Here is a 24,547-nt window from a genome sequence, read left to right as displayed (position 1 = left end):
TTATTCGCTCGCACATCACGTAGAATTGCATATTAATAAAAACACTTGAAGAAAGGCATAATCTCCACTCTTTACAAAATATTGCTGTAGATTCTTTTGAAAATCGCAAAACTGCATTAAAGAAATGATGGTAAAAATCAGAACTGATTTTTACATTTACGCTTTTTATCCTCAAATTAAGCTGTATTCTCGTTTTAGTGATTCAGAAACTTGTTTATAACTTATAATTTACCCTTGACTTTACTTCAAATATTAACAATTGGGAATATAGCTGGGGAGTTTTTTTTAAAATCTTCCATAAACTTTTGTTTTTATCTCATCTATTATCTAGATTTGCAACTCTCCAACTCTTCAGGAGGTACTTTATCATGACTGAAATCAAAACGACCTTCGACTTCAAAAATTTTTCTCCTGAAGCTCTCGCTGAAAAGTTAAAGAACCAGCATTTTGCAGACTCTATTGATATCATCAATGACCTCGATATCATGGAACGTGTAACTATTCTTAGTCTTCTGCCTCTTGATTATGTTATCGAACTTTTTGATAAACCAGAGCTTGAGCAACCTGCTGCCATCCTAGAACTTCTCCCTATAAATCGTGCTGTTGAAATTCTTGATGGCATGTCTGCGGATGCTGCTGCAGACGTCTTTCAAGAAATGGATAAAGAAACCCGCACACGACTTTATGCCTTGCTTAAACCCTTAACGCGCGCTGAACTTAAAAAACTCACCAGTTACCCTGATCATACAGCAGGGGCACTGATGACAACAGAATTTATAGCGGTTCCTTCAAACTGGACCATACAAAAAACTTTGGATCACATCCGTGAGGTCGAGCGAACACGTGAAACAGTTTATACCAGCTATGTAATTGACCCTAAAACAGGTACTCTTCTCAAAGCTGTTTCCCTGCGTAACCTTATTCTTGCCTCACCTGATGAACAAATTCTTAATGTCCCTACCCATGACTCGCCCATTACAATATCGCCCTTTACACATCATGAAGATATCGCACGCCTTTTCCAGCGCCATGATCTTCTCTCTGTGCCTGTAGTTGATGAAAGTAACCATGTCATTGGCATTGTAACCGTCGATGACGTGCTTGATACTATGGTTGATGAGATGAATGAAGATGCCTATAAATTTGGGGGTATGGAAGCGCTTAATAAGCCCTATATGCAAATTAAGTTTCCTGAAATGATGAAAAAACGTGGAGGATGGCTCGCTTTACTCTTTATCGGTGAAATGTTGACAGCAAGCGCTATGCAACATTTCGAAACAGAACTCGAAAAAGCGATTATTCTTACACTGTTCATACCTCTCATTATGAGCTCAGGAGGAAATTCCGGCTCACAGGCTACATCCCTTATTATCCGCGCATTGGCTTTACGTGAGCTCACGTTGAAAGACTGGTGGAAAGTGATTATTCGTGAAATTCCAACAGGACTATCCCTTGGTCTTTTACTCGGAATTATTGGTGTTACGCGCATTGCTCTTTGGCAAAAACTAGGTATCTACGACTATGGACAACATTGGATTGCTATTTCGACAACAGTGGGTACAGCTTTAGTTGGAATCGTTACCTTTGGTTCTCTTTCTGGATCTATGCTGCCTTTTATTCTTAAAGGTTTAAAATTTGATCCAGCAAGTGCTTCTGCTCCTTTTGTGGCAACTTTAGTAGATGTCATGGGCATTATAATCTATTTTTCTGTAGCTTCCCTCATTTTGTCAGGAACTCTTCTTTAAACATGTAAAGTAAAAACTCTTTCTTCTGGAAAGATCTTGTCGTGTAACCTAAGATCTTTCCAGAAGAGAATAAACTTTATTATTTGTTTTCTAGCGCATCGCTCCATAGATAATTTATTATTTTTTATTGAATAACAACTCTGAATATCGTACATTTACCTCATCAGAAAGCTTTTTATATTAAATCAATTAAAGTCATCTTCTTGCCTGTCATAAACGAGATTGTGTGTATAGCTGAAAACTATTCAAGAAAAAAATACTTCTTATATCCTCTCTCTCTCGTATCAAAAACTGTCGCAATATTGACAGCTGAGAAAGAATAATAATGATGATGCTATAGGCTTTATATTTCTTCACAAAGGCGTTGATAGTATACTATTCGCGTATATTATATCATTTATGAGCCCTATCATGAAATGGATGTAGTGTACGTTAAGAAATCTCTCTTAAGTACATGTATATGCAACAGCAAGTGTATTCTGTTTAAAGCGTTCTGTTTGGCATGAAAAACATGCTCCTATTAGAGAATGCGATAAACAAAAGGTGAGGCAATGCACTATCTCCATAGTTTAAAAGATATTGCTTAAATGCTTTTGAAATCATAAATTTGGCTTAATGGCAAAGATGGGAATTTTCTTTTGATGCCTTCATATTCTTTCTAAATAAGACTGTATTCCGGTTTCATAAATAAATCAAACAGATATAACTCTTGCCCCAATCTGGCATACAAAAACTAGAACTTCTTATAAAATTCTTAATCGTCTCAATATTTACCTCAAATACACGGTTGCATTAGATCTGGATTTGGATTGACACGTTATAGAATAAGAAAAAGCTTTATTTAGAATAAAAATGTTGTACAGTTGTCAATAAATTGGCTATAGACTGAGAGATATTCCGGATTTTATCAATCTCTTCGTAAAACAACAAAAATAATACGGCTGGCTTTATACTTACTTACTCTTACAAGCGTTCATATAAATTCCTTGCGTCATATTGATAACAATCAAATTGACGGTGATTTTTATGGACAATTCTTAGCTCGAAAATAGAACATACGTACTATAAAAATCCTTTTACGAAGCTCTGACAATTGAAGCTTAATAGAGCCTTAAAAACTCGGATGAATAGTTTTGCCATAAAAATATTGTCTCCATCTTCCAAAATTATAAAAAAACATGTAAAAGGTTTTGTAATAGTCAGGCAAAGAATGTAAAGACTTTGCCTCAAATGAAATTTCATTAAACGAAAAGAAGAAAATTTATGCAATTGCGTAACATTGCCATCATTGCCCACGTTGACCATGGGAAAACAACGCTTGTGGACGGACTTCTCAAGCAATCAGGAAACTTCCGTGATAATCAGCGTACAAGCGAACGTATGATGGATTCAAACGATATTGAAAAAGAACGTGGAATTACAATCCTAGCAAAAGTGACATCTGTTGTTTGGAAAGATACTCGAATTAATATTGTTGATACACCAGGACACGCCGACTTTGGTGGAGAAGTTGAGCGCATTCTAAATATGGTTGATGGAGCCATTGTACTTGTTGATGCTGCTGAAGGACCAATGCCACAAACAAAATTTGTCGTTGGCAAAGCCTTGAAAGTGGGCTTGCGTCCTATTGTTGCTATTAATAAAATTGACCGCCCTGATGCACGCGTTGATGAAGTCATTAATGAGGTTTTTGACCTTTTCGCTGCTCTTGATGCAACCGATGAACAGCTTGATTTTCCTATTCTTTATGGATCTGGACGCGATGGATGGATGGCTGAAGCCCCTGAAGGACCAAAAGATCAGGGATTAGGTCCTTTATTTGATCTTGTAACGCAGCATGTCCCTTCTCCTAGTGTAGCAGAAGGACCGTTTCGCATGATTGGAACTATTCTTGAAGCGGATCCGTTTTTAGGACGAATTATTACAGGGCGGATTCATTCTGGCTCTCTAAAACCCAATCAAAATGTCAAGGTTCTTGGACAAGATGGAAAACTTTTAGAAACTGGGCGGATTTCAAAAATTTTAGCATTTCGTGGCTTAGAACGGCAACCTATTGAAGAAGGAAGTGCTGGTGATATTGTTGCGATTGCAGGTCTACAAAAAGGTACCGTTGCTGATACTTTCTGTGATCCTACTGTTAATGAACCCCTTACTGCCCAACCAATTGATCCTCCTACCGTTACTATGAGTTTTCTCGTCAACGATAGTCCCCTTGCTGGAACTGAAGGCGATAAAGTAACAAGTCGTGTCATTCGTGACCGATTGTTAAAAGAAGCAGAAGGTAATGTCGCTCTTAAAATTGAAGAATCAGCCGATAAAGATTCTTTCTATGTTTCAGGACGAGGAGAATTACAGCTTGCAGTTCTCATTGAAAATATGCGCCGTGAAGGATTTGAGCTTAGTGTTTCACGTCCACGTGTTGTTATGCAAAAAGATGAAAATGGAATAACTCTTGAGCCAATCGAAGAAGTTGTTATCGATGTTGATGAAGAATATTCCGGTACTGTTGTACAAAAAATGTCTGAACGTAAAGGCGAAATGGTGGAATTACGTCCTTCTGGAGGTAATCGTGTCCGTCTTGTTTTTTACGCACCAACCCGAGGACTTATTGGTTATCAATCTGAACTTTTAACGGACACACGTGGTACAGCAATTATGAATCGCCTTTTCCATGCTTATGAACCTTATAAAGGAGACATTTCTGGTCGTGTTAATGGTGTTATGATTTCAAATGACAACGGTGAATCTGTCGCTTATGCTCTTTTTAATCTTGAAGATCGTGGGCCTATGATCATCGATGCCGGTGTGAAAGTCTATCAAGGTATGATTATTGGCATTCACTCACGAGATAATGATTTAGAAGTCAATGTGTTAAAAGGAAAAAAACTCACCAATATGCGCGCTTCCGGAAAAGATGAAGCCGTTAAGCTAACTCCCCCCATTAAAATGACACTAGAACGTGCCTTATCGTGGATACAAGATGATGAACTTGTGGAGGTAACCCCTAAAAATATTCGTCTCCGCAAACTCTATCTTGATCCTAATGAACGTAAACGTTTTGAAAAAACACGTGCTTCAATTTCAAGTTAATTTCATAATCTCTTTGAGAAAATATTTAATTGTATTGAGCCTCACTATATTCCAGAAAGGATGTCTCTATGAATATTAAGGAAATACCCGTAGGCAAAAATCCACCAGAAGATATTAACGTTATTGTGGAAGTCTCCCTTGGTGGTCAACCAATAAAATATGAGATGGATAAAAAGTCTGGCGCATTATTTGTTGACCGTTTTCTTCATACATCAATGGTTTATCCTGGAAATTACGGTTTTGTCCCTCATACGCTTTCAGATGATGGTGATCCTATTGATGTCCTTATCTGTAATACCCGTCCACTTATGCCTGGTTGTGTTATCAATGTTCGCCCCATCGGAGCTCTGATGATGGAAGATGATGGTGGTAAAGATGAAAAAATTATTGCCATTCCCACTACAAAATTAACAAAACGCTATATCAATATTCATGACTATACAGATTTGCCCGAAATTACACTCAAACAAATTGAACATTTCTTCAAGCATTACAAAGATCTGGAACCTGGGAAATGGGCTAAAATTGAAGGATGGCGAGATAAAAACTTTGCTCATGAATTAATTACGCAAGCTGTTGAGCGCAATAAAAAATTATAACGATTTTAATAAAATAAAGCCTATAAAAAATAGGCTTTGTTATTTATTTTTTCTACGAGATGCAATCTCTAAAGGATTGCCATATCTGCTTTAGCTCTTCTAAATGTGTTGAAAAGTAAAGTTGTTTGTAGCGAGATATTGCGCCATTTTTCAGAGAAATAGAAGAAGATGGTATTTTCCACTGCTTCGCAAGAAATTTAATGAGAGCTTTATTCGCTTTTCCATCTTCAGGAACAGCACGAAGGCGTATAACCAGATATTGTTTTTCACCATCCCTACATTCAACCCCTATTATTTTGTCAACGGATGATTTAGGAATGAGATATACAAACAAAATCAAGTTATTTTTATCAACTTGATAAAACATGTATTCGCCTCAAGTAATATTTCTATATATACATGTTTGCGTAAGCGCGCCACATGAAAGTACGAATAAAATAAATAATAATGAAAACTACAATAGGTGAAATATCAATTGTTCCCAAATTTGGTAAAATTCTCCGGACACGGCTTAGAACAGGATTTGTAAGACAGTTTAGAAAGCTTCCTATCAAAACAACAAAGCGATTGCGCGAATTTACGATATTAAAGACATAAAGCCAAGAAAAAATGACACTAGCAATTAAAATATAAATATAAATATCAAAAATAAAATCAATCGTTCGAAGCAATGCATAAGTCATGCGTCATCCCTTTCAATCAAGGAAACAGAAGAGCTTATAGACAACCTTCATTAAAGCAGGTCTGTGTATCAAAAAATGGTTTTATATTTCAATACTCTTTTTTCTTGAATAAAAACCAGACATCTAAATTCTTCAGCTCTCTATTTAATGACAATGCAGCTAGAAAACAAATATCAAAATTGAAAATAGCACATAAAAATAGAAGAAACAGCAAAGAATCTAAAAGCTTTTAAAAACTCTGAATATTCCTTGTAGGATTAATCTTAAATATCATTGTCTTAATTATTAATATATAAAAAACAAACAAAATAAAAACGGCCTTTTAAAGGCCGTTTTTATTTTCAAAATTATTTCTGCAAAGCAGTCAAACGATTAAGAGCACTGCTAAAACCATCTAGCTGAACAAATAAATCATTCAAAGCTGGTTCACCTGCAGCAGCAATTGTCATCGCCAACTTTAACTGTTTTCCAGAACGCAAAGCTGCTACGTGATTTTTGTCAAAAACGACAGGAACCACACAACCTGCTGGTACACAAGTCCGAATACCGGTTTCGATAACAGCTTTTCCCTCATCAACTTGTAAACGAACAGGCTTAGAAACCAAAATGCCAAAAGGAACTGTTAAATTACCAGATACAACACCCTCAGCATCGAGAGTAAGACCCATAGCGACAACAACACGCCCCTGCTCATTCACTTCTTGACGGTGCATAAAACAAATTCTTTTCCCTTCTTGTATACCACAGTTAATAGTCCACAAACCATAGGTTTCAGTCAAAGAAGAAGCTCCATTTGGCAATGTCGCTGCCGCATCTTTTGATGCAGGAGGCTTTGAACTTGTTGCAAATGCAACAGATGAAATACTCAAGAGAGTAAAAACTATAAGTAAATTAAATAACTTTTTCATTTTATATTCCTGTTCTTTACATAAAAGAGAAACATGTTTATTATTTATTATAATATAAAGCATCTTAATAAAAAAAGCTTTCTGATAATCATATAGCTTTTATAATGGTCTAAGGCTACCTCGAAATTCGCTGACCACTTTCGTATAAACATGCTTTTTGAAAGAAACCGCAATCAACGGAAGGGTTTCTAGATCGATCCATTTCCATTGATCGAATTCCGCTTTACTGCCATCTGGTGGCGGATTAATCGCAATTTCAGAAAGCTTTCCTGTAAACTGGAAAGCAAACCACTTTTGTATTTGCCCACGATATTTATTGGTTAATGTGCACCCAATAAGTTCTTGTGGAAAATCATAATGGAACCAATTTTGTGCTTCTTTAATTAACTTTACAGATCGAATACCCGTTTCTTCATAAAGTTCACGATATGCTGCATCCAATGGTTTTTCATCTTCATCAATCCCTCCTTGAGGAAGCTGCCAACGATGAGATATTTCAATATCTGCATGAATGGGCATCTTTAAACGACGCCCAACCCACACTTTACCCTCATGGTTAAAGACAACAATCCCAACACATTTGCGATATGGAAGAATCTTCAAATCAATACCTGCATCCATTTAATATTCCTCAAAATCGCAAGCTATAGATATCAATGCTCACTTTAACACATCCTTATTGGGATCTGGTGGAAATGCTGCATTTGCCATTTCACCTCGTAACAATTTATAAGCCTCATTCAATTGAATATCATCTTTAGGGTCTTTGGGAACAAAAGCAGCTGAACCAGATCCTTTATTACTCTCTCTTTTTCCTTTGATATGTCCTTTTAATGCAGACTCACCAATTTTTACATCATAACCCTTATATTTTTCAGGGAGTGGTTGCTCTACAATAATATCAGGCGTAATCCCTGTTCCTTGAATAGAAGTGCCAGATGGCGTGTAATAAAGTGCTGTTGTTAAGCGTAAAGCTCCATTTTCACCCAAAGGAATAATTGTTTGAACAGATCCTTTACCAAAAGACTGCGTTCCTAAAATTGTTGCACGACGATGATCTTGTAATGCACCAGCAACAATTTCAGAAGCACTTGCCGAACCACCATTAATAAGGACAATGAGCGGTTTTCCATTGATGACATCACCTGGTTTCGCGTCAAATCTTGTCACATCACTCTTTTTGCGCCCACGAGTCGACACAATTTCACCTTTATTGAGAAAAGCACTCGAAACACTAACAGCTTGATCTAAAAGCCCACCCGGATTAAGCCGCAAATCAAGGACGTAACCTTTTAGCTTATCTTCAGGAATTTTAGATTGGATATCTTTAATTGCCGCCAGAAGGTTATTCAATGTCTGCTCAGAAAACTGGATAACTCTCAAATATCCAATGTCACCCTCAACCCGATATTTCACCGCTTTTACTTTGATAATATCACGAACAATCTTCACTTCAAATGGCTTATCAACGCCAGAACGAATAATTGTTAAGGTAATTGGTGTTCCAGGAGCACCTCGCATCTTATTAACAGCTTCATTCAATGTTTGACCATTCGTTTGTACATCATCAATTTTTGAAATAAGGTCTCCGGCTAGAATACCTGCTTTTGAAGCGGGAGTATCATCCATTGGTGAAACAACTTTAATTAAGTTTTTTTCCATAGTGACCTCAATACCAAGACCTCCGAACTCTCCTTTCGTAGAATCCCGCATATCCTTGGCTTCTTCAGCATTCAAATAAGATGAATGAGGGTCCAGTGATGTGAGCATGCCATTGATAGCATTTTCAATAAGCTTTTTATCATCTGGAACTGTAACGTATTGCATACGCACGCGCTCAAAAACATCGCCAAATATAGCTAGCTTTTTATATGCATTATCTTCATTATTTGCAGCAACAGACTGCACCATAATCATTGAACAGGCGCCGAGCAATACCCCAGCGACCAAAAGAATAACTTTACGAATCATTTTGGCTCCTTCTTATTTTTTCAGTCTGCCACCAAGGAGTTGGATTTACAGGTTTTCCCTGCTTTCTAAACTCAATGTAAAGCATTGGAGAAGTTTTTCCTATATCCAATGCAACACTGTTTGAAATAAATTGCATCTCCATTATACCCAGAGGCTCACCTGAAAGAACAAACTGCCCCTGTTTTACATTAATTCTCGACATTCCAGTAAGAATGATATGATAACCATTTCCAACATTGAGAATGATTAAGTGTCCGTAAGAACGAAATGGCCCAGCAAAAGCAACAAAAGCATCCACAGGTGATATAACAACAGCTCCTGACTCTGTTTCTATCGTTTCACCAAAGCGCGTAATCTGCGAACTTTTGTTAGAGCGATGTATTCTTTTTCCTGAAACAGGAAAAAGTAAAGAACCTTTTCGGCTTTCAAAATTTGACTGTTCTAATAATTGCAAACTTTTCCGTACCTGTACTGATGCATCAGAGCTAAATTTTGACTGACGGTCGAGCTCTAAAATCAATTCTTCCAAAGACTGCGCTTTTTTAGCAAGAGCAATATTTTTTTGTTGCTGTTCTGTAAGTTCTTTTTCTGATTTTTTTTGTAGTTTGTTTTTTTGGTCTAATAAAAGCTCTAGACGTTTTCGCTGCTCTGCTTGATTTTGCAGTTTTGTCTTTAATGCCTTATATTCTGTAGTAATGGAATTACTCAAATTGGTCAACTCCTTGAGTTTTTCTGTTAAATCTCGTGTTTTCTCCTGCATCTGAGGAATAACAGTACCTAATAAAACAGAACTACGTATAGAAGCCAACGCATCCTCTGGCTGTATCATAAGAGCAGGAGGTGGATTCAATCCCATACGTTCTAAAATTGCAAGAACTTCCGCAAATTCAGCGCGACGATTTTTTAAACTTTGATAGACTTGTACCCGCTTTTCTATCATTTTTTTAAGCTTTTCTTCCCTTTTAGCAATATCATCTGCTACTGTACGTTCTTCTTTAGCCGCCTTTATGAGTGCATCACTCAAAACACGTTGATCTTTTTTTAAATGCTCAACTTGATGCATAAGAACAGCAACACGCTCACGCGAAAGTGAAATATTTTGGCGAATTTCTCCCAATTCTTTATGTACTTCCGTACTTCCCATTGTATCTTCCGCATGCGATACAGAGGAGCAAAAAAACATACTCAAGAGCAAAATGACAAATATCACGTACTCCCCATATAAATATAGCATCTTTCTATGAAGAAGCTTTTTCATTTGCCCAACCATGACACCTCATCGTATACATTAGAGATGCTTTAAATGGTGTCAGCTAAAACAATATTAATAAATATATAAATAAGTGCTAAAAATTGCACAAAAATATTAAAAACGATGATACGGATGATTATTTTCAATTGTTACAGCGCGGTAAAGTTGTTCTGTAAGAAGAATACGTGCAATTTGATGTGGCCACGTCATCAAACCAAACGATAAAAGAAAATCAGCACGCTTCCTTATTTGTTCATTATGCCCATCAGGTCCTCCCAAAGCAATGACGACATCTCGAATGCCCTCATCACGATAACACCTCAATTTTTCAGAAAAAGAGGTTGAAGAAATCGATTCTCCACGCTCATCTAACACAATTAATCGACATTTTTCAGGTAAAAATTCAATAAGTTTTCTCCCCTCTTCCTCCGCACGTTGACAAGCTGTTTGAGCACGACTTTCTGGTATCTCTCGTAACTTTTTAAAATGAAAGCCTACATCTCTAGAAATTTTAGAAAAACGATCCAAATAATGCTGAACTAATTTTTGCTCCGCCCCACTTTTCATACGACCAACCGCAAAAATAGAAATTTGCATTTTAATGCTCTCCGAAGAGAAGCAAAGCTGTATCGTTTAAATCCGGAGTCATCCATATTTTTTCTAAATTATAAAAAAGACGAATTTCTGGACGAAAAAGATGAGTGATAATATCACCTGTATCAATCAATACCCAGTCGCCTCCAGCAAGTCCTTCTACACGTGCAAGCCCCTGCCCACTATCTTTCCAAGTATGTAATAAATGATCAGCAACAGAAGATACATGACGCTGCGAATTTGCTGAAGCTATGACCATATAATCAGCCAAAGATGACTTCCCCCGAATATCAATAGTAACAATATCTTCTGCTTTTGTATCTTCTAAGCTCTTGAGAATAACTTCAAGACTCTCACTAACAGAAAAAACTTTTTTTTCTTTTGAAGGCATAATATCGTAAGAGTGTTTGTGTGCAATATTTTTCAGATCAATATCCTTTCTTATCGTTGTGGAATCTAAAAAGAGATTTCTCTAAAGAGAAGCAGAATCTTATGAAATGTTCAAGAAAAATCATTTTTTTTCAAACGCAGCTTCGTTGAAGATTGAAAAGATAAAGGTCCATGCAAATAAGTCCAAACTGGTGGCTTGATAAAAGGTAATCGCTTACTTTCTCTCTCATCCAAACGAAACCGACGATAAATATGTGCCATCGGGCAAGAAAGTGCCGACTGATTGCCTAAAGGACGATCAATAATCGCAATAGGAAGCATTGAGACAATATCATGCCATCGATACCAATGATGTATCGTCGTAAAACTATCTGCCCCCATAATCCATACAAAATTTACGCCACTGTAATGGGTAAGAATATGAAAAATCGTATCTACTGATACTTTGCTCCCTATAGCCTGTTCAAAACCTGTTAAGCGAATTTTTGGATGATCAATAAGTTTAAAACTTAATTGCATTCTCTCCTCTAAAGAGAGCAACTGTGTACAATCCTTTAAAGGATTTCCTGGAGTGATCATCCACCATAACTGATCAAGATGCAAACGCCGAATGGCAATTTTTGCAACAAGAAGATGCCCCGCATGCGGTGGATTAAAGGAACCACCAAAAAGACCCACAACATTGGATCTTTCAACATGTGGCATACAATTTTTCCATGGAAAAAATGGTGTTTTCAAGCTCTAACCTGACCATTTCCTTTAACATAATATTGAAATGAAGTTAGCTGTTCAACACCTATCGGGCCACGTGCATGCATTTTTCCTGTTGCGATACCAATTTCCATTCCAAAACCAAATTCACCTCCATCAGCAAATTGTGTAGATGCATTGTGTAATAAAATAGCTGAATCTAAATGATTAAAAAATTTCTTTACCACTTCCAAATCCTCAGCAATAATCGATTCCGTATGTCCTGATGAATAACGCTTGATATGAGAAATGGCTCCCTCAACACCCTCAACCGTTTTAACAGAAAGAATAGCATCAAGATATTCATGCGACCAATCTTCTTCAGAAGCTAATTTGACATCTGGCATAAGAAAAACAATATCTTCTGTGGCACGAATTTCACACCCCTTCTCCTGTAAAGCAGTTAAAACAGGAAGAAACTTTTTTAATGCTTGGCTGTCAATGAGAACTGTCTCAACAGCACCGCATATCCCTGTCCGCCGCAACTTTGCATTTAAAACAATATTGCGTGCCATATCTAGATCTGCCGATTTATCAATATAAATATGACAAAGTCCCTCCAGATGAGCAAAAATTGGAACACGTGCATCAGACTGAACACGGGCAACCAGGCTCTTTCCACCACGTGGTACGATCACATCAATCGCCCCATCCAATCCTTTGAGCATTTCCCCAACGGCAGCGCGATCTGTCGTTCTGACCATTTGGATGGCATCTTTAGGTAAACCAGAGCGTTCTAAACCTTGTACCAAAGCTAAATGAAGAGCGTGAGAAGAATGAAAACTATCCGAACCACCGCGCAAAATCGCAGCATTGCCTGCTTTTAAGCACAAAGCACTCGCATCAACTGTAACATTTGGACGACTTTCATAAATAATGCCAATCACACCAAGAGGTGTTCGTACACGACTTATATGAAGCCCATTTGGACGTTTCCACGCACTCATGACCTGTCCAACAGGATCAGATAAACGAGCAACTTGGCGAACACTGTCTATCATTGCACGTAAACGCAAGTCATCTAATTTTAGCCGATCAATCATTGCAGCTTTCAAATTATTCTGAGCAGCATTCTCTAAATCTTGACAATTCGCTCGTAAAATTTCATCTGATTGAGCCTCTAGACTTAAAGCGATCATTTCCAATGCATTATTCTTTTGCTCAGAAGAAGCAACGGCCAACGCTGCAGCGGCATAGCGTGCTTTTTGTCCCATATCTTTCATTTGTTCTTCTAAAGTCATCGTATCATCCACTCTGCGAAAACAATAAAAACAAAAGTAACTTTTTTAAACAGAATTGGTCAAGCAACGTACAATCATATCATTACGATGCACCATAGCAGAGCGCGCCTCATACCCAAGAATAGATTCAATTTCTTCACTTTTATGTCCTATAATGCGTACAGCCTCATCTTTGTCATAGCTTACAAGTCCACGCGCAATCTCAACTCCATCTGTACCAACAATTGCAACCGTATCCCCACGCTGGAAATTTCCCTCAACGCCAATAACCCCTGCTGCTAATAACGATTTTCCTGATTCAAGAGCCCTAATGGCTCCTTGATCAATCGTCAAAACACCAGATGGATCTAAATGACCAGAAATCCATGTTTTCCAAGCATTGACAGATTTCTTACTTGCCGCAAAAAAACTCTTGCGTTCACCTTTGTCAATTGCAGCAAGGGGATTCATACGCTTGCCTGAGGTGATAATCATCGCCGTTCCAGCAGCATTAGCTATTTTTCCGGCATCAAGCTTAGTCTTCATTCCTCCCCGTGAAAACTCTGAAGCAGCAACATCTGCCATTTTTTCGATATCATGCGTAATGGATGCAACAAAAGGTATAAATTCAGCCGTAGGATCACTATGGGGAGACTTTGTATAAAGACCATCAATATCGGATAAAAGTATTAAAAGATCTGCCCCCATCATTGTTGCTACACGTGCAGCTAAACGATCATTATCACCATAACGAATTTCATTTGTCGCAACAGTATCATTCTCATTAATAACAGGTACTGCTCTAAAACGTAAAAGCACATTAATTGTCGCACGTGCATTGAGGTAACGCCTTCGCTCTTCCGTATCAAAGAGAGTGAGCAAAATTTGTCCTGTTTTGAGTCCATGTTGAGCAAGCGCATCCCCATAGGTTTTTGCTAATTCAATTTGACCCAAAGCAGCACATGCCTGACTTTCTTCCAATTTCAAAGCGCCCTTAGGAAGCTGTAATAATGTCCTTCCTAAAGCAATAGCGCCTGAAGACACCAACAATATCTCTACGCCTCCTTTGTGCAATTCAACAACATCACTGATCAAGCTTTTAAGCCATTCAACCCGTAAACCTGTCTGAGGTTCAACCAAAAGGGCAGATCCAATCTTGACCACAATACGTTTATAGTGTGTAAGTTTTTGCGATCCAACAGCCATCTCAATCAACCTTGCTATCCCTACTAATCTCCTCTTTGCGTGACATTTCAATAATATGTGCACCAGCACGCAGCACATTTTCTAAACCTTCGCGACCAACCGCAGAAAACATCATAACAGGTTGATCCGTTACACTTTGCAAAGCTTCCCGTTTAGCTTCACGCTCTTCAATTGTCAGAGTATCTATCTGGCTTAAAGCAACAATTTCAGTTTTATTACTTAGATTATTTCCATATGCCTCAAGTTCATGACGCACAATTTGATATGCTTTTGCTACATCTTCTTCTTGAGAAGAAATTAGATGAAGCAGTACGCGACAACGTTCCACATGTCCTAAAAAACGATCTCCAATTCCCACACCTTCATGCGCTCCTTCAATTAATCCTGGAATATCAGCCAAAACAAATTCACGACCATCAATACGTACAACACCAAGATGAGGATGTAGAGTAGTAAAAGGATAATCTGCAACTTTTGGTTTTGCAGCCGTTACAGAAGCTAAAAAAGTTGATTTTCCAGCATTGGGTAAACCAATAAGCCCAGCATCAGCAATTAACTTCAAACGAAGCCATACTGCACGCTCTTCTCCAGCCAAACCTGGATTTGCACGACGCGGTGCCCGATTTGTCGATGTTGTAAAATGCAGATTACCAAAACCGCCATTCCCTCCTTTTGCAAGACGATAGCGCTGTCCCACTTCTGTTAAATCACAGATTAATGTTGTATTATCTTCTTCAAAAATTTGCGTCCCAACCGGAACTTTAAGGATGACATCATCACCCTTTTCACCCGTCATATTACGCCCCTTGCCATGCCCCCCTGTTTTTGCTTTAAAATGCTGTTGGTAGCGATAATCAATCAGCGTGTTAAGCCCATCAACAACAAGAGCCCAAACATCACCACCCCGTCCTCCATTCCCCCCATCAGGTCCTCCAAATTCTATGAATTTTTCACGACGAAATGATACTGCTCCAGAACCTCCATTACCAGAACGAATATAAACTTTAGCTTGATCAAGAAATTTCATTGGAAGCACTCACTGAGGAATCAATCTCTCTACCTCTACAGGCAATAAATTAGTTTTACCAGTTTTTCATCATTGATAACAGAAAAACTGTCAATATCGCCGATAACTCTTTGAGAAAAAAAACATCACATCTAAATAGGTTAAGTAAAGTTAAGTCTTCTTAAAAGAAGGCGCTATTCTTGTATTTTTGTTTTTCCCTTAAATTCAAGTGCTAGAAGATAAAGCTCTACTGATTCTGATCGGCTTGCGGGTGGTTTAACATGATAGACTTTTTTAAAATGCTGTTTTAGTATCGTGAGAAGAGTATTTTCTGCTCCTCCTTGAAAAGCCTTTGCTAAAAAATGTCCCCCAGGCTTAAGAACCGAAAGAGCAAAATCAGCCGCAACTTCACATAAATAAATCGTTCTTAAATGATCCGTCTGACGATGACCTGTTGTTGGCGCCGCCATATCAGAAAGAACCACATCCGGGTTTGTCCCTAAAGTTTCAATTAATTTCTGCGGTGCATCTGTATGTAAAAAATCCATTTCCAACATGGACACTCTAGGCAATGGATCAACATGTAAATAATCAATACCAACAACGCTAGGATTTTCATCGCTTGACCCTACTATACGCTCAGCCACCTGACACCAGCCCCCAGGTGCTGCTCCTAGATCAATAACCTTTTGGCCTTTTTTCAAAAACCTATAGCGCTCATTAATTTCAATGAGTTTATAAGCCGCACGCGAACGATAACCATCTACTTTTGATTGATGTACATAAGGATCATTCAGATGCCTCTCTAACCATCGTCGTGATGAAGCTTTAATGGTTCCTGCTTTCTTTTTTACGCGCTGATATAATTCATGTGACCCTGAACCTCCATAGCCACCTCTCGGTGTTTTTGTTGTTTTTTTCATCGTTATTCATTGTCTCCATATTTAATTCTCTAACGCTTGAAATTTCTGCTCTTTCTATGACGACACCATACCCCATCGCGTAACATCAGCTCTATCAAAATTCCTTCCCTTAATCCACGATCAGCAACTCTTAAACGCTGACTTGGCCAAACTTCCCGAATAACATCTAAAATTGCACAACCAGCTAAAACTAAATCTGCTCTCTCGCGCCCAATAAAAGGACTTATGATACGCTTTTCTATGTCCCATGATAATAGGCGTTGTGTCATAAGAGTAATGTCTGCATCATTCATCCAGATACCATCCACTTTTTTCCTATCATAACGCTCTAAATTAAGATACATTCCTGCTAAAGTCGTAACCGTACCAGAGGTTCCCAAAAGATGAAACTTCGAACCTTGCGCTAACTCTCCTAATTTATGACGATCTGAAAAATTATTTAATAACCCTCGCACATAGCTTTTCATTTTTTCAAAATCGTCTAAGTTAATATCATTTCCCCCAAAACGTTCAGCAAGCGTAACAACGCCAACAGGAAGAGAAGTCCAAGCAATAATTTGTCTCGCTAAACGAAAAGAACGCTTTTGAGAAACATCAAGTAGCACAATTTCTGATGACCCTCCTCCGATATCAAAAAGCACAATTGCATCAGTATTTGGTTCAACAAGTGTACTACACCCTATAACAGCAAAACGCGCTTCTGTTTGCCGATCAACAATTTCCAATTCAAGACCTGTCTCCTCCAAAACACGCTGAATAAAATGTCTACCATTTTCTGCAGAGCGACAAGCTTCCGTTGCAATCAAGCGATAACGCTTAATATGTCTTTGTTTTAGCTTTAAATGACAAATCTTTAATGCTTCAATCGCACGATCCATAGCTTGTGTATTAAGAAAACCGTTATTTATTAAACCTTCTCCCAATCGTACAATACGAGAAAAAGCATCAACAACACGAAAATATCCAGGTTTACTGGGAGATGCGATAAGAAGACGACAATTATTTGTTCCGAGATCAAGTGCCGCGTAAAGAGGTGGAGACTTTACTGGATGGAAGCGTCGAAGAAAAGGTGCTTTGAGTTTTTTTGTTTTTTGGACACCTATCATTATCTGACTATGAAACTCTAAAGCTGTCTCAGATTGAACAAAACCCTGTTTCTGTTCATAATGTTTTTTTCTCTGTTGTCTCTTTATATCAACAAGGACAGAGTATGCCTCTGTTCTTGACAGTGCAGAACGATTATTTGTATTACTACCGCACTGATCGTGCAACTGATCTGCTTTGGTATCATATATTTCTCCTCGTTTTAACTCTTTTGAACCATAATTTAACGGGGTCATTTCTCTTATCCCTTGAGCGTTCCCCCAATAAATAAACGCGAAAACTCTTCTGCTCATTCCTAAATAAAGCAATAATGCAGCAACAAATGATAAATACAAGAAATCATTCTTTCTTTTCCTATCATTAAAATTTTCTACACTAGCATCATTCAGATTTTTGTATAACCTTTTGGTTGTTTCCGTGAAATCATGTTTCTCTTTATGAACTTAAAACTATAAATTAATCGTTTACGTTCACATCAGTTTTTATAAATTATGCTCTTTTCTTTATACTATTTACACGGAGCACACCTCTATTGTAATAAACCCACATTATCATATTATTTACTGACTCTTGAGGTTACAAGAACCTATACATTAGTGCGGTTTATAAGAAAAAAATTTTCAATCTCGTTATCCACACACAAATCTCGTTTATTATATGAAACGAAATGGCTTTGATTACGCTGGAATAAAAGTTCCATAGTACTACAAAAAGCAATTACAATAGCTCTTATTTTGTGAATACCAATAAAAATTATCGTTCAAGAAAATCTCTAGGATTATAAATTTATCTGAAAAATATTAACTTGATTTTCTATTACATATAAAGAACTTATTATGACTTTATATTCATAAAACTCTCACTCTTTCCAATAAATCATCTCGATATCATATTATATAAAACTTCTTACTTATTTGACCTTATAATTTACACTCATAAATATAATACAACGATTTATAAAAAATGACTCTTGTTAAAAATACTCGATGGATTTTAAGAACTTAAAGAATTAAGTGCCGCACTTAGCCCTTTAAACGGTACAGTAAAAGAAAATACCTTTCCTTCTTTAGTTTTATAGGAAATACGTACTTTATTGTTCTGCTCTATTTGTTTAGTCAAAACCGGACCTACAGGTGATTGTGCCAAACAAACCGTTTCATTACATTGTGTATAATGAATAAGAACAGGTTTTTTAACACCTTTTACAAACATTTGAATCGGAATATTTATATCAGAATTTGGCAATGTTCGAAAAAGCATCACTGCTTGACCATTTGTCGTAGAAACAAGAGACCAACTAAAAATGGTATTTCCTTCTTGATCATGAACCGTCTGTGTCACATTACATATACCTTGCTTATGTTTAAGCTTTTGTTTTTCGTCACAAATCAAAGTCCAGTCATAAAACTGCATAATAATTCGACGTGTTTCGCCAGGTTCGCCCTTAGGTATCGATAAGCGCGGTGGATGCACTGTATAAATATTATTGTTCTCGTTAGCAAAGCTTTCGCTCTTGCCTATTAAGGCAAGAGCGAACAGAATCTTTATTAACATACTTCTCTTTTCTACAATAACAGCCATTTTTTCTATTATCATCTCAACCTCAGAGTAATTCCAGCACCTACACCCCAATGACCTCCAGCACTTGTCACAGATACATTCGAGCGAATATTTCCATCTTCAGATGTATACCCAGCACCAAGAGCAAATGCGGACTGACTGCGCCATAAACCACTACCAAATGAAACACTTAAAGATCCTGGTATATCATAGTAACGTAAGTTGGATACCGCCAAACCAATAGCAGCCGCTTGTCTTGCTTCTTTCCGAACATCCTCAATAGCATAATTCAACGTCTCAAACTTCATATCTGTATAGGATTTCGACTCGTTAACAGCATCATTGACAAAACTACTAACTTTCTCATCCGTATACTTATTGGCATCTTCAAGAACTATCTTCATCTGCTCTTCAGTATAATCATGCAACTGACCGCCATTAATAGCTTGCTGAGATCCTGTTTCAATCTTGCCATCCGCTACATTGTCTATCATAACAGGTTCGCTGTCATTGCCACCTACTAACGTAATGCTATTGGTCTTTTTCCCATCATTATCTTTGTCATAGTTAACAACGCCATCTGTTACCGCTACTTCAATATCTTTCACATGTTGATCTATCGTATCTACTTTGTCTTCAACCTCTTTTACCCTCTCATTCGTGCTCCAAAGCTGACCACCATTAACAACTTCTTGCGAGCCTTCTTCTATCTTACCATCCAACACATTCGTAATCTTACTCGAATTGCCATCATGCTTCGCATCATACGCGCCTTCTTCTTCATTCCAGTTCAAACCATTGGTCGCCACATTCTTCTCAACATCATGAATACGGTCGTTGATACTCGTCATACCCTCACTGACACCATCAAAGGCTCCTGCTACATCATGATAAATCTTCTTTTCAGACGAAAGACCATCAGTATTGAATTGTGCAACCTTGAATTCCGGGGCCCTCCATTCGCCTCCTTCATAGCTAGCCCCTCCTCCTAAATACATCGCTAGCGTCTGATGCAATGAATAAAGCTGAGAACCATTCACTGCTTCCGTCGAGCCTTCAGAAAGTGTCCCCGCTTTCACACCAGAGAGACTACGTGTATCACCATTCATGTTTGAAATTGTGATTGCACTACCCTCTTTTTCATCACCTATCTTGATCACCTTCGTAGCATCATCCTGCTTAACAAGACTATCTCCTACAACTTTATTAATCTCATTCTGAAGCTCTTTATGAATATTCGTGAATGAATCACCCACACCAGCAAAGGCAGACGCAACATCATCATAGCTCTGCTCTTCAACGGCACTGCCATCTTCTTTGACAATCTTAACCTTGAAGCTTGGAGCACTCCATTGACCTTCCTTATATTCAGCGCCACCGCCTAAATAAGTTGCGACTGTCTTATTCGTATCAAAAAGCTGAGAACCATTAACCGCATCACTCGAGTTTGCAGAAACCTCTCCATTGGAAAGAAACTTAATTTTACCGTTTCCTTTCTCATCACCCTCTCCATGTGTCGCTACAAACGCCTTTTCAGAATCACTCCACAATAACGCATTCTGCTTAATATTTTCAGTAATCTCCGTGTTATTGTGGGTAAACTCTTTTTGAAGATTCTCAAAAGATGTTCCTACACCAGCAAGCGCTGCCGATACAGTATCATACTCCTTCTCTTCAACTTTAGCGCCATCTTCATTAACGGTCTTAACTTTGAAACTTGGAGCCATCCAAGCGCCACCTGCATAACTAGCTTCACCACCTAAAGACTTTGTAACACTGTTACCTAGAGCATATAGCTGATTTCCTGCTACTGCATCGCTTGAGCTAGCAGTAATGTCACCATTTGCAAGTGATGTGATCTTGCTGTGTGTCTTCTCACCATCTTTTTCTCCATGCAAGGCGACAAAAGCACCTTCAGCCTTGCTCCATGATAAAGAATCTTGTGCAACTCCTTCTGAAACTTCCTTAATACGAGCGTTGATAGTGCTCATGCTGTCATTAATGTCATTAAATGCACCTGCAACATTATTACTGCTCTTCTTATCACCTTTCGTACCATCATTGCTGAAAGTCTGAATTTGGAAATCCGGATCTTGCCATTCGCCTTTCTCATTATAACCAGCACCACCACCAAAATAGCCAGCAAACTGTTTTTGCAGACCAAAAAGCTGAGAACCATTAACCGCATCACTCGAGCCTGATACTATAGAGCCAGCCGCAAGTGATGTAATCTTACTCTTGCTTTCCTTCTCTCCATGTGTCGCTACAAACGCCTCTGCGTCCTCATTCCACAACAAAGCATCTCCTTGAACTTCCTGAGTAATATTCGTGATGTTTTCAGTAAGTTCATTAAACTTATTCGTTAGGTTGCTATTTACATTCTTGAAATTCGTATCAATTCCTGAAAAAGCAGAGCCTACATCATTATAGGATTTTTCTACTACCTCGCCTTTTGCATCAACACTAGATATTTTATAGGTTGGACCCGTGAAAGTGCCTTCTTTAAAGCTTGTTCCTCCACCTAAGTATTGCGCAATATCCTGAGAAACCTTAGAAATCTGACCGCCGTTAACCGCATCATGCGAATTCTCACCAATTGTACCATCGGCAACATTATGCAAACCAACAGGTGTAGAACCCTTACCTTTACCCAAAGTCACACTTGTGTAATCAATGCTGCCATTATCACCATCTTTTTTATCGTAATGAACAACAGCTGATTCATCAGACTGAAGATTATTAGAAAGATCTTTCAAGCTTTCATCAAGCTGACCTTTGTTAACCGCTTCATTATCCTTTGTCGCTGCCTTAACACCGGAAAGTATTCTATCCCCTTTGTCTTTATTTGCGATATTGATTTCACTGCCTTCTACTTCTGTACCAATATTGATAACTTTCGTATCATCATCCTGCTTGGCAAGGCTATCACTGACAACATTAGTAACATCATTATGAACATTCGTGACAGAACTACTAATATCAGAAAGTGCTTCCGCTACACTCTTATAACTTTCCTCACTTTCTTTACCTTCTGCATCAACTTTCTTGATTACAAAACTTGGTGCTTTCCATTGTCCATCTTTATCATAACCTGCACCACCACCAAAATACGTCGCAAATGTCTGATTCATGGAATAAAGCTGATTGCCCGTGATCGCTTCTGTTGAACCTTTAGAAATTTCTCCATCTAATAGAAACTTTAATTTGCTATTGTTTCTGTCCTCACCTTCCCCATGAAGAGCTACAAAGGCGTTATCACCCTTACTCCACGATAAAGAATCCTGCGCTACTCCTTCAGAAACTTCCTTAATCCGTGCATTCACATTCTTGATATTCTCATCAAGACCAGTAAATGCACTACCAACATTATCAAAAGAGCTGTCTGTTATATTACCAGCTGTATCAACCTTGGATAACTTGTAGGTTGGTCCTGTAAACGTACCTTCAACAAATTTTGCATCGCCACCAAGAAATTTAGCTACATTCTGAGAAATTGTGTTGATCTGGCTACCATTAATCGCATCATGTGAACTCTCACCAATAGCACCATCTTTTACATTATGAAGTGCAACTGGTCCTGCATCCTTACCTTTTCCTAAAGTCACGCTCGTGTAATCAATGCTGCCATTATCACCATCTTTTTTATCGTAGAGAACCACTGCTGAATCATCAGACTGAAGGCTACTGGAAAGATCCTTCAGACTTGCATCAAGCTGACCTTTGTTAACCGCTTCATTGTCATTCTCTGCTGCCTTAACACCGGAAAGTATTCTATCTTTACTATCCTTATCCGCAATACTGATGCTCGCACCTGCTTTTTCACCACCAAGATTGATCATATTTGTCGTGTCATCAAACTTAACAAGGCTATCTCCCACAACCTGGGTAATCTCTTTGTTAATTTCATTCTTAATATTCGTAAAAGAACTTCCTACACCAGCAAGTGCTGCCGATACACTCGTATAATCCTCTTCTCCAGAGTTGCCATCTTCTGTAATGGTTTTTACCTTGAATGTAGGTCCAACCCATTTTCCTTCCTTATATTCAGCGCCACCGCCTAAATAAGTTGCAACTGTTTTATTCGTATCAAAAAGCTGAGAACCATTAACCGCATCACTCGAGCTTGCAGAAACATCGCCATTGGAAAGAAACTTAATTTTACTGTTGCCTTTCCCATCACCCTCTCCATGTGTCGCTACAAACGCCTTTTCAGAATCACTCCACAACAAAGCATTCTGCTTAATATTTTCAGTAACCTCCGTGTTGTTTTGGGTAAACTCTTTTTGAAGTTTCTCAAAAGATGTTCCTACGCCCTCAAAAGCTTCCGATACAGTATCATACTTCTTCTCTTCAACTTTAGTACCATCCTCATTAACGGTCTTAACCTTAAAACTTGGAGCTGTCCAAGTTCCACCTTCATACCTAGCATTACCGCCTAAAGACTGCGCAACATCACCACCTAATTTATGAAGCTGGTTACCCGTTACCGCATCCGTAGAACCATCCTTAATGGCGCCATCTAAAAGAGATGTAAGCTTACTATTGCTTTTGCCTTCTTTCTCTCCATGCGTCGCTACAAACGCACCTTTATCCTTATCCCACAACAATGCATCAGCTTGAGCAGTGGTAATCTCGTTGGTAATCTCTTTATGAAGATCCGTGAAAGAAGTTCCTACACCGGCAAACGCTGAAGCCACATCTGTATAACTCTCCTCACTCTCACTACCATCAGATTTTATTATCTTAACCGTAAATTTAGGTTTACTCCATTGGCCATTCGCATACTGAGCGCCGCCACCTAAAGATTTCGCAACACTGTTACCTAAAGCATATAGCTGATTACCCGCTACTGCATCACTTGAGTCTTTAGTTATATCCCCATTTGCAAGCGACTTTATCTTGCTGCTTTCCTTTTTACCTTCTTTCTCATGCAAAGCTACAAAGGCATTCTCCGTTTTGCTCCACAACAGCGCATCGCCTTGAACTGCTTGCGTAATATTACTTAGTTTTTCATCAAACTTTTTGACCTCATTAGACAAATGAGTGTTTACATTCTGGACACTCGTATCAAGACCCGCAAAGGCGCTACCAACATCGTTATACGAATTACTTACTACCTGACCATCTTTAGCAACATTAGAGATGTTATAAGTCGGAGCTGTAAAAACACCTTCCTTGAAAGACGAACCACCACCAAAATATGTTGCAACATCCTGAGAAATTGTGTTGATCTGACTACCGGTGATTGCGTCATGTGAACTCTCACCAATAGCACCATCTTTTACATTATGAAGTGCAACTGGTCCTGCATCCTTACCTTTTCCTAAAGTTACACTCGTGTGGTCAGTTTTACCATCTGCCAGCTTATCGTAATGAACAACAGCCGAGTCATCAGACTGAAGGCTGCTAGAAAGATCTTTCAGACTTGCATCAAGCTGACCCTTGTTAACGGCATCATTATTATCTTTTGCATCCTCTACACCAGAAATAACCCGTTTCACACCGCTTTTGTTTGCAACATTGATTACAGTGCCATTTGTTTCCTT

The 24,547-nt window shown here is 38.3% G+C and carries 19 protein-coding genes; 3 read left to right on the top strand and 16 right to left on the bottom strand.

The features are described from left to right. Window positions 1-368 precede the first annotated feature (368 nt). The 3 genes from mgtE (at window position 369) to ppa (ending at window position 5,434) form a co-directional block, all read left to right on the top strand. Window positions 369-1,745 carry a magnesium transporter gene (mgtE, locus tag ACFIKU_RS02750; protein ID WP_375656609.1) on the top strand — a complete coding sequence of 459 codons (1,377 nt, stop codon included), beginning with the start codon at window positions 369-371 and terminating at the stop codon, window positions 1,743-1,745. Window positions 1,746-3,008: 1,263 nt separating this feature from the next. Next, window positions 3,009-4,835, top strand: a complete 1,827-nt coding sequence (typA, locus tag ACFIKU_RS02745; RefSeq protein WP_375641659.1) for a translational GTPase TypA — start codon at window positions 3,009-3,011, stop codon at window positions 4,833-4,835. A 68-nt stretch (window positions 4,836-4,903) separates the two neighbouring features. Beyond that, entirely contained in the window at window positions 4,904-5,434 is a 531-nt protein-coding gene (ppa, locus tag ACFIKU_RS02740; protein WP_273722510.1) for an inorganic diphosphatase, read from the top strand. A gap of 52 nt (window positions 5,435-5,486) precedes the next feature. Here the strand turns inward: ppa and ACFIKU_RS02735 are convergent, their stop codons facing one another. The 16 genes from ACFIKU_RS02735 to ACFIKU_RS02660 form a co-directional block, all read right to left on the bottom strand. After that, entirely contained in the window at window positions 5,487-5,801 is a 315-nt protein-coding gene (locus ACFIKU_RS02735) for a DUF167 domain-containing protein (protein ID WP_012754584.1), read from the bottom strand. A 22-nt stretch (window positions 5,802-5,823) separates the two neighbouring features. Then, on the bottom strand, window positions 5,824-6,117 hold the full coding sequence (locus ACFIKU_RS02730; RefSeq protein WP_375641660.1) for a YggT family protein: 294 nt from the start codon (window positions 6,115-6,117) through the stop codon (window positions 5,824-5,826). A gap of 347 nt (window positions 6,118-6,464) precedes the next feature. After that, complete coding sequence (locus ACFIKU_RS02725; protein WP_273790632.1) at window positions 6,465-7,025, bottom strand: invasion associated locus B family protein; 561 nt, start codon at window positions 7,023-7,025, stop codon at window positions 6,465-6,467. A 99-nt stretch (window positions 7,026-7,124) separates the two neighbouring features. Then, window positions 7,125-7,646 carry an RNA pyrophosphohydrolase gene (locus tag ACFIKU_RS02720; RefSeq protein WP_375641661.1) on the bottom strand — a complete coding sequence of 174 codons (522 nt, stop codon included), beginning with the start codon at window positions 7,644-7,646 and terminating at the stop codon, window positions 7,125-7,127. Between the two features lie 39 nt (window positions 7,647-7,685). Then, the gene (locus tag ACFIKU_RS02715; RefSeq protein ID WP_375641662.1) at window positions 7,686-8,996 is read right to left on the bottom strand and encodes a S41 family peptidase; all 1,311 of its coding nucleotides are present in this window, start codon (window positions 8,994-8,996) and stop codon (window positions 7,686-7,688) included. After that, window positions 8,986-10,266 (bottom strand): murein hydrolase activator EnvC family protein, encoded by a 1,281-nt coding sequence (locus tag ACFIKU_RS02710; protein WP_375656608.1) that lies wholly within the window; start codon window positions 10,264-10,266, stop codon window positions 8,986-8,988. Before ACFIKU_RS02710 ends, ACFIKU_RS02715 begins: the two co-directional genes overlap by 11 nt. Window positions 10,267-10,362: 96 nt before the next feature. Next, window positions 10,363-10,845, bottom strand: a complete 483-nt coding sequence (rlmH, locus tag ACFIKU_RS02705; protein ID WP_375656607.1) for a 23S rRNA (pseudouridine(1915)-N(3))-methyltransferase RlmH — start codon at window positions 10,843-10,845, stop codon at window positions 10,363-10,365. 1 nt (window position 10,846) lies between these two features. Further along, window positions 10,847-11,233: a ribosome silencing factor gene (gene rsfS, locus ACFIKU_RS02700; RefSeq protein ID WP_375656606.1), complete on the bottom strand. Its 387-nt coding sequence runs from the start codon at window positions 11,231-11,233 to the stop codon at window positions 10,847-10,849. A 110-nt stretch (window positions 11,234-11,343) separates the two neighbouring features. Continuing rightward, complete coding sequence (locus tag ACFIKU_RS02695; protein WP_375656605.1) at window positions 11,344-11,937, bottom strand: nicotinate-nucleotide adenylyltransferase; 594 nt, start codon at window positions 11,935-11,937, stop codon at window positions 11,344-11,346. Between the two features lie 29 nt (window positions 11,938-11,966). Further along, the gene (locus ACFIKU_RS02690; RefSeq protein ID WP_375656604.1) at window positions 11,967-13,223 is read right to left on the bottom strand and encodes a glutamate-5-semialdehyde dehydrogenase; all 1,257 of its coding nucleotides are present in this window, start codon (window positions 13,221-13,223) and stop codon (window positions 11,967-11,969) included. A 45-nt stretch (window positions 13,224-13,268) separates the two neighbouring features. Beyond that, complete coding sequence (proB, locus tag ACFIKU_RS02685; RefSeq protein ID WP_375656603.1) at window positions 13,269-14,408, bottom strand: glutamate 5-kinase; 1,140 nt, start codon at window positions 14,406-14,408, stop codon at window positions 13,269-13,271. A 1-nt stretch (window position 14,409) separates the two neighbouring features. Next, window positions 14,410-15,435 (bottom strand): GTPase ObgE, encoded by a 1,026-nt coding sequence (obgE, locus tag ACFIKU_RS02680; RefSeq protein WP_375656602.1) that lies wholly within the window; start codon window positions 15,433-15,435, stop codon window positions 14,410-14,412. 173 nt (window positions 15,436-15,608) lie between these two features. Then, on the bottom strand, window positions 15,609-16,337 hold the full coding sequence (locus ACFIKU_RS02675; protein WP_375656601.1) for an RlmE family RNA methyltransferase: 729 nt from the start codon (window positions 16,335-16,337) through the stop codon (window positions 15,609-15,611). Between the two features lie 29 nt (window positions 16,338-16,366). Beyond that, the gene (locus ACFIKU_RS02670) at window positions 16,367-17,677 is read right to left on the bottom strand and encodes a Ppx/GppA phosphatase family protein (RefSeq protein ID WP_375656600.1); all 1,311 of its coding nucleotides are present in this window, start codon (window positions 17,675-17,677) and stop codon (window positions 16,367-16,369) included. Between the two features lie 757 nt (window positions 17,678-18,434). Beyond that, entirely contained in the window at window positions 18,435-19,037 is a 603-nt protein-coding gene (locus ACFIKU_RS02665; RefSeq protein WP_375656599.1) for an invasion associated locus B family protein, read from the bottom strand. Continuing rightward, window positions 19,034-24,502: a Vomp family autotransporter gene (locus ACFIKU_RS02660; RefSeq protein WP_375656598.1), complete on the bottom strand. Its 5,469-nt coding sequence runs from the start codon at window positions 24,500-24,502 to the stop codon at window positions 19,034-19,036. Before ACFIKU_RS02660 ends, ACFIKU_RS02665 begins: the two co-directional genes overlap by 4 nt. Between the last annotated feature and the right edge of the window lie 45 nt (window positions 24,503-24,547).

The organism is Bartonella sp. CM120XJJH (genome assembly GCF_042194715.1).
GTDB lineage: Bacteria > Pseudomonadota > Alphaproteobacteria > Rhizobiales > Rhizobiaceae > Bartonella.
This window is presented reverse-complemented; position numbering and strand designations above follow the sequence as displayed.

What these genes read in the sequence shown, in the direction of transcription:
- mgtE (WP_375656609.1), top strand. Translation starts at nt 369, where the DNA reads ATGACTGAAATCAAAACGACCTTCGACTTCAAAAATTTTTCTCCTGAA.
- typA (WP_375641659.1), top strand. Translation starts at nt 3,009, where the DNA reads ATGCAATTGCGTAACATTGCCATCATTGCCCACGTTGACCATGGGAAA.
- ppa (WP_273722510.1), top strand. Translation starts at nt 4,904, where the DNA reads ATGAATATTAAGGAAATACCCGTAGGCAAAAATCCACCAGAAGATATT.
- ACFIKU_RS02735 (WP_012754584.1), bottom strand. Translation starts at nt 5,801, where the DNA reads ATGTTTTATCAAGTTGATAAAAATAACTTGATTTTGTTTGTATATCTC.
- ACFIKU_RS02730 (WP_375641660.1), bottom strand. Translation starts at nt 6,117, where the DNA reads ATGACTTATGCATTGCTTCGAACGATTGATTTTATTTTTGATATTTAT.
- ACFIKU_RS02725 (WP_273790632.1), bottom strand. Translation starts at nt 7,025, where the DNA reads ATGAAAAAGTTATTTAATTTACTTATAGTTTTTACTCTCTTGAGTATT.
- ACFIKU_RS02720 (WP_375641661.1), bottom strand. Translation starts at nt 7,646, where the DNA reads ATGGATGCAGGTATTGATTTGAAGATTCTTCCATATCGCAAATGTGTT.
- ACFIKU_RS02715 (WP_375641662.1), bottom strand. Translation starts at nt 8,996, where the DNA reads ATGATTCGTAAAGTTATTCTTTTGGTCGCTGGGGTATTGCTCGGCGCC.
- ACFIKU_RS02710 (WP_375656608.1), bottom strand. Translation starts at nt 10,266, where the DNA reads ATGGTTGGGCAAATGAAAAAGCTTCTTCATAGAAAGATGCTATATTTA.
- rlmH (WP_375656607.1), bottom strand. Translation starts at nt 10,845, where the DNA reads ATGCAAATTTCTATTTTTGCGGTTGGTCGTATGAAAAGTGGGGCGGAG.
- rsfS (WP_375656606.1), bottom strand. Translation starts at nt 11,233, where the DNA reads ATGCCTTCAAAAGAAAAAAAAGTTTTTTCTGTTAGTGAGAGTCTTGAA.
- ACFIKU_RS02695 (WP_375656605.1), bottom strand. Translation starts at nt 11,937, where the DNA reads ATGCCACATGTTGAAAGATCCAATGTTGTGGGTCTTTTTGGTGGTTCC.
- ACFIKU_RS02690 (WP_375656604.1), bottom strand. Translation starts at nt 13,223, where the DNA reads ATGACTTTAGAAGAACAAATGAAAGATATGGGACAAAAAGCACGCTAT.
- proB (WP_375656603.1), bottom strand. Translation starts at nt 14,408, where the DNA reads ATGGCTGTTGGATCGCAAAAACTTACACACTATAAACGTATTGTGGTC.
- obgE (WP_375656602.1), bottom strand. Translation starts at nt 15,435, where the DNA reads ATGAAATTTCTTGATCAAGCTAAAGTTTATATTCGTTCTGGTAATGGA.
- ACFIKU_RS02675 (WP_375656601.1), bottom strand. Translation starts at nt 16,337, where the DNA reads ATGAAAAAAACAACAAAAACACCGAGAGGTGGCTATGGAGGTTCAGGG.
- ACFIKU_RS02670 (WP_375656600.1), bottom strand. Translation starts at nt 17,677, where the DNA reads ATGACCCCGTTAAATTATGGTTCAAAAGAGTTAAAACGAGGAGAAATA.
- ACFIKU_RS02665 (WP_375656599.1), bottom strand. Translation starts at nt 19,037, where the DNA reads ATGATAATAGAAAAAATGGCTGTTATTGTAGAAAAGAGAAGTATGTTA.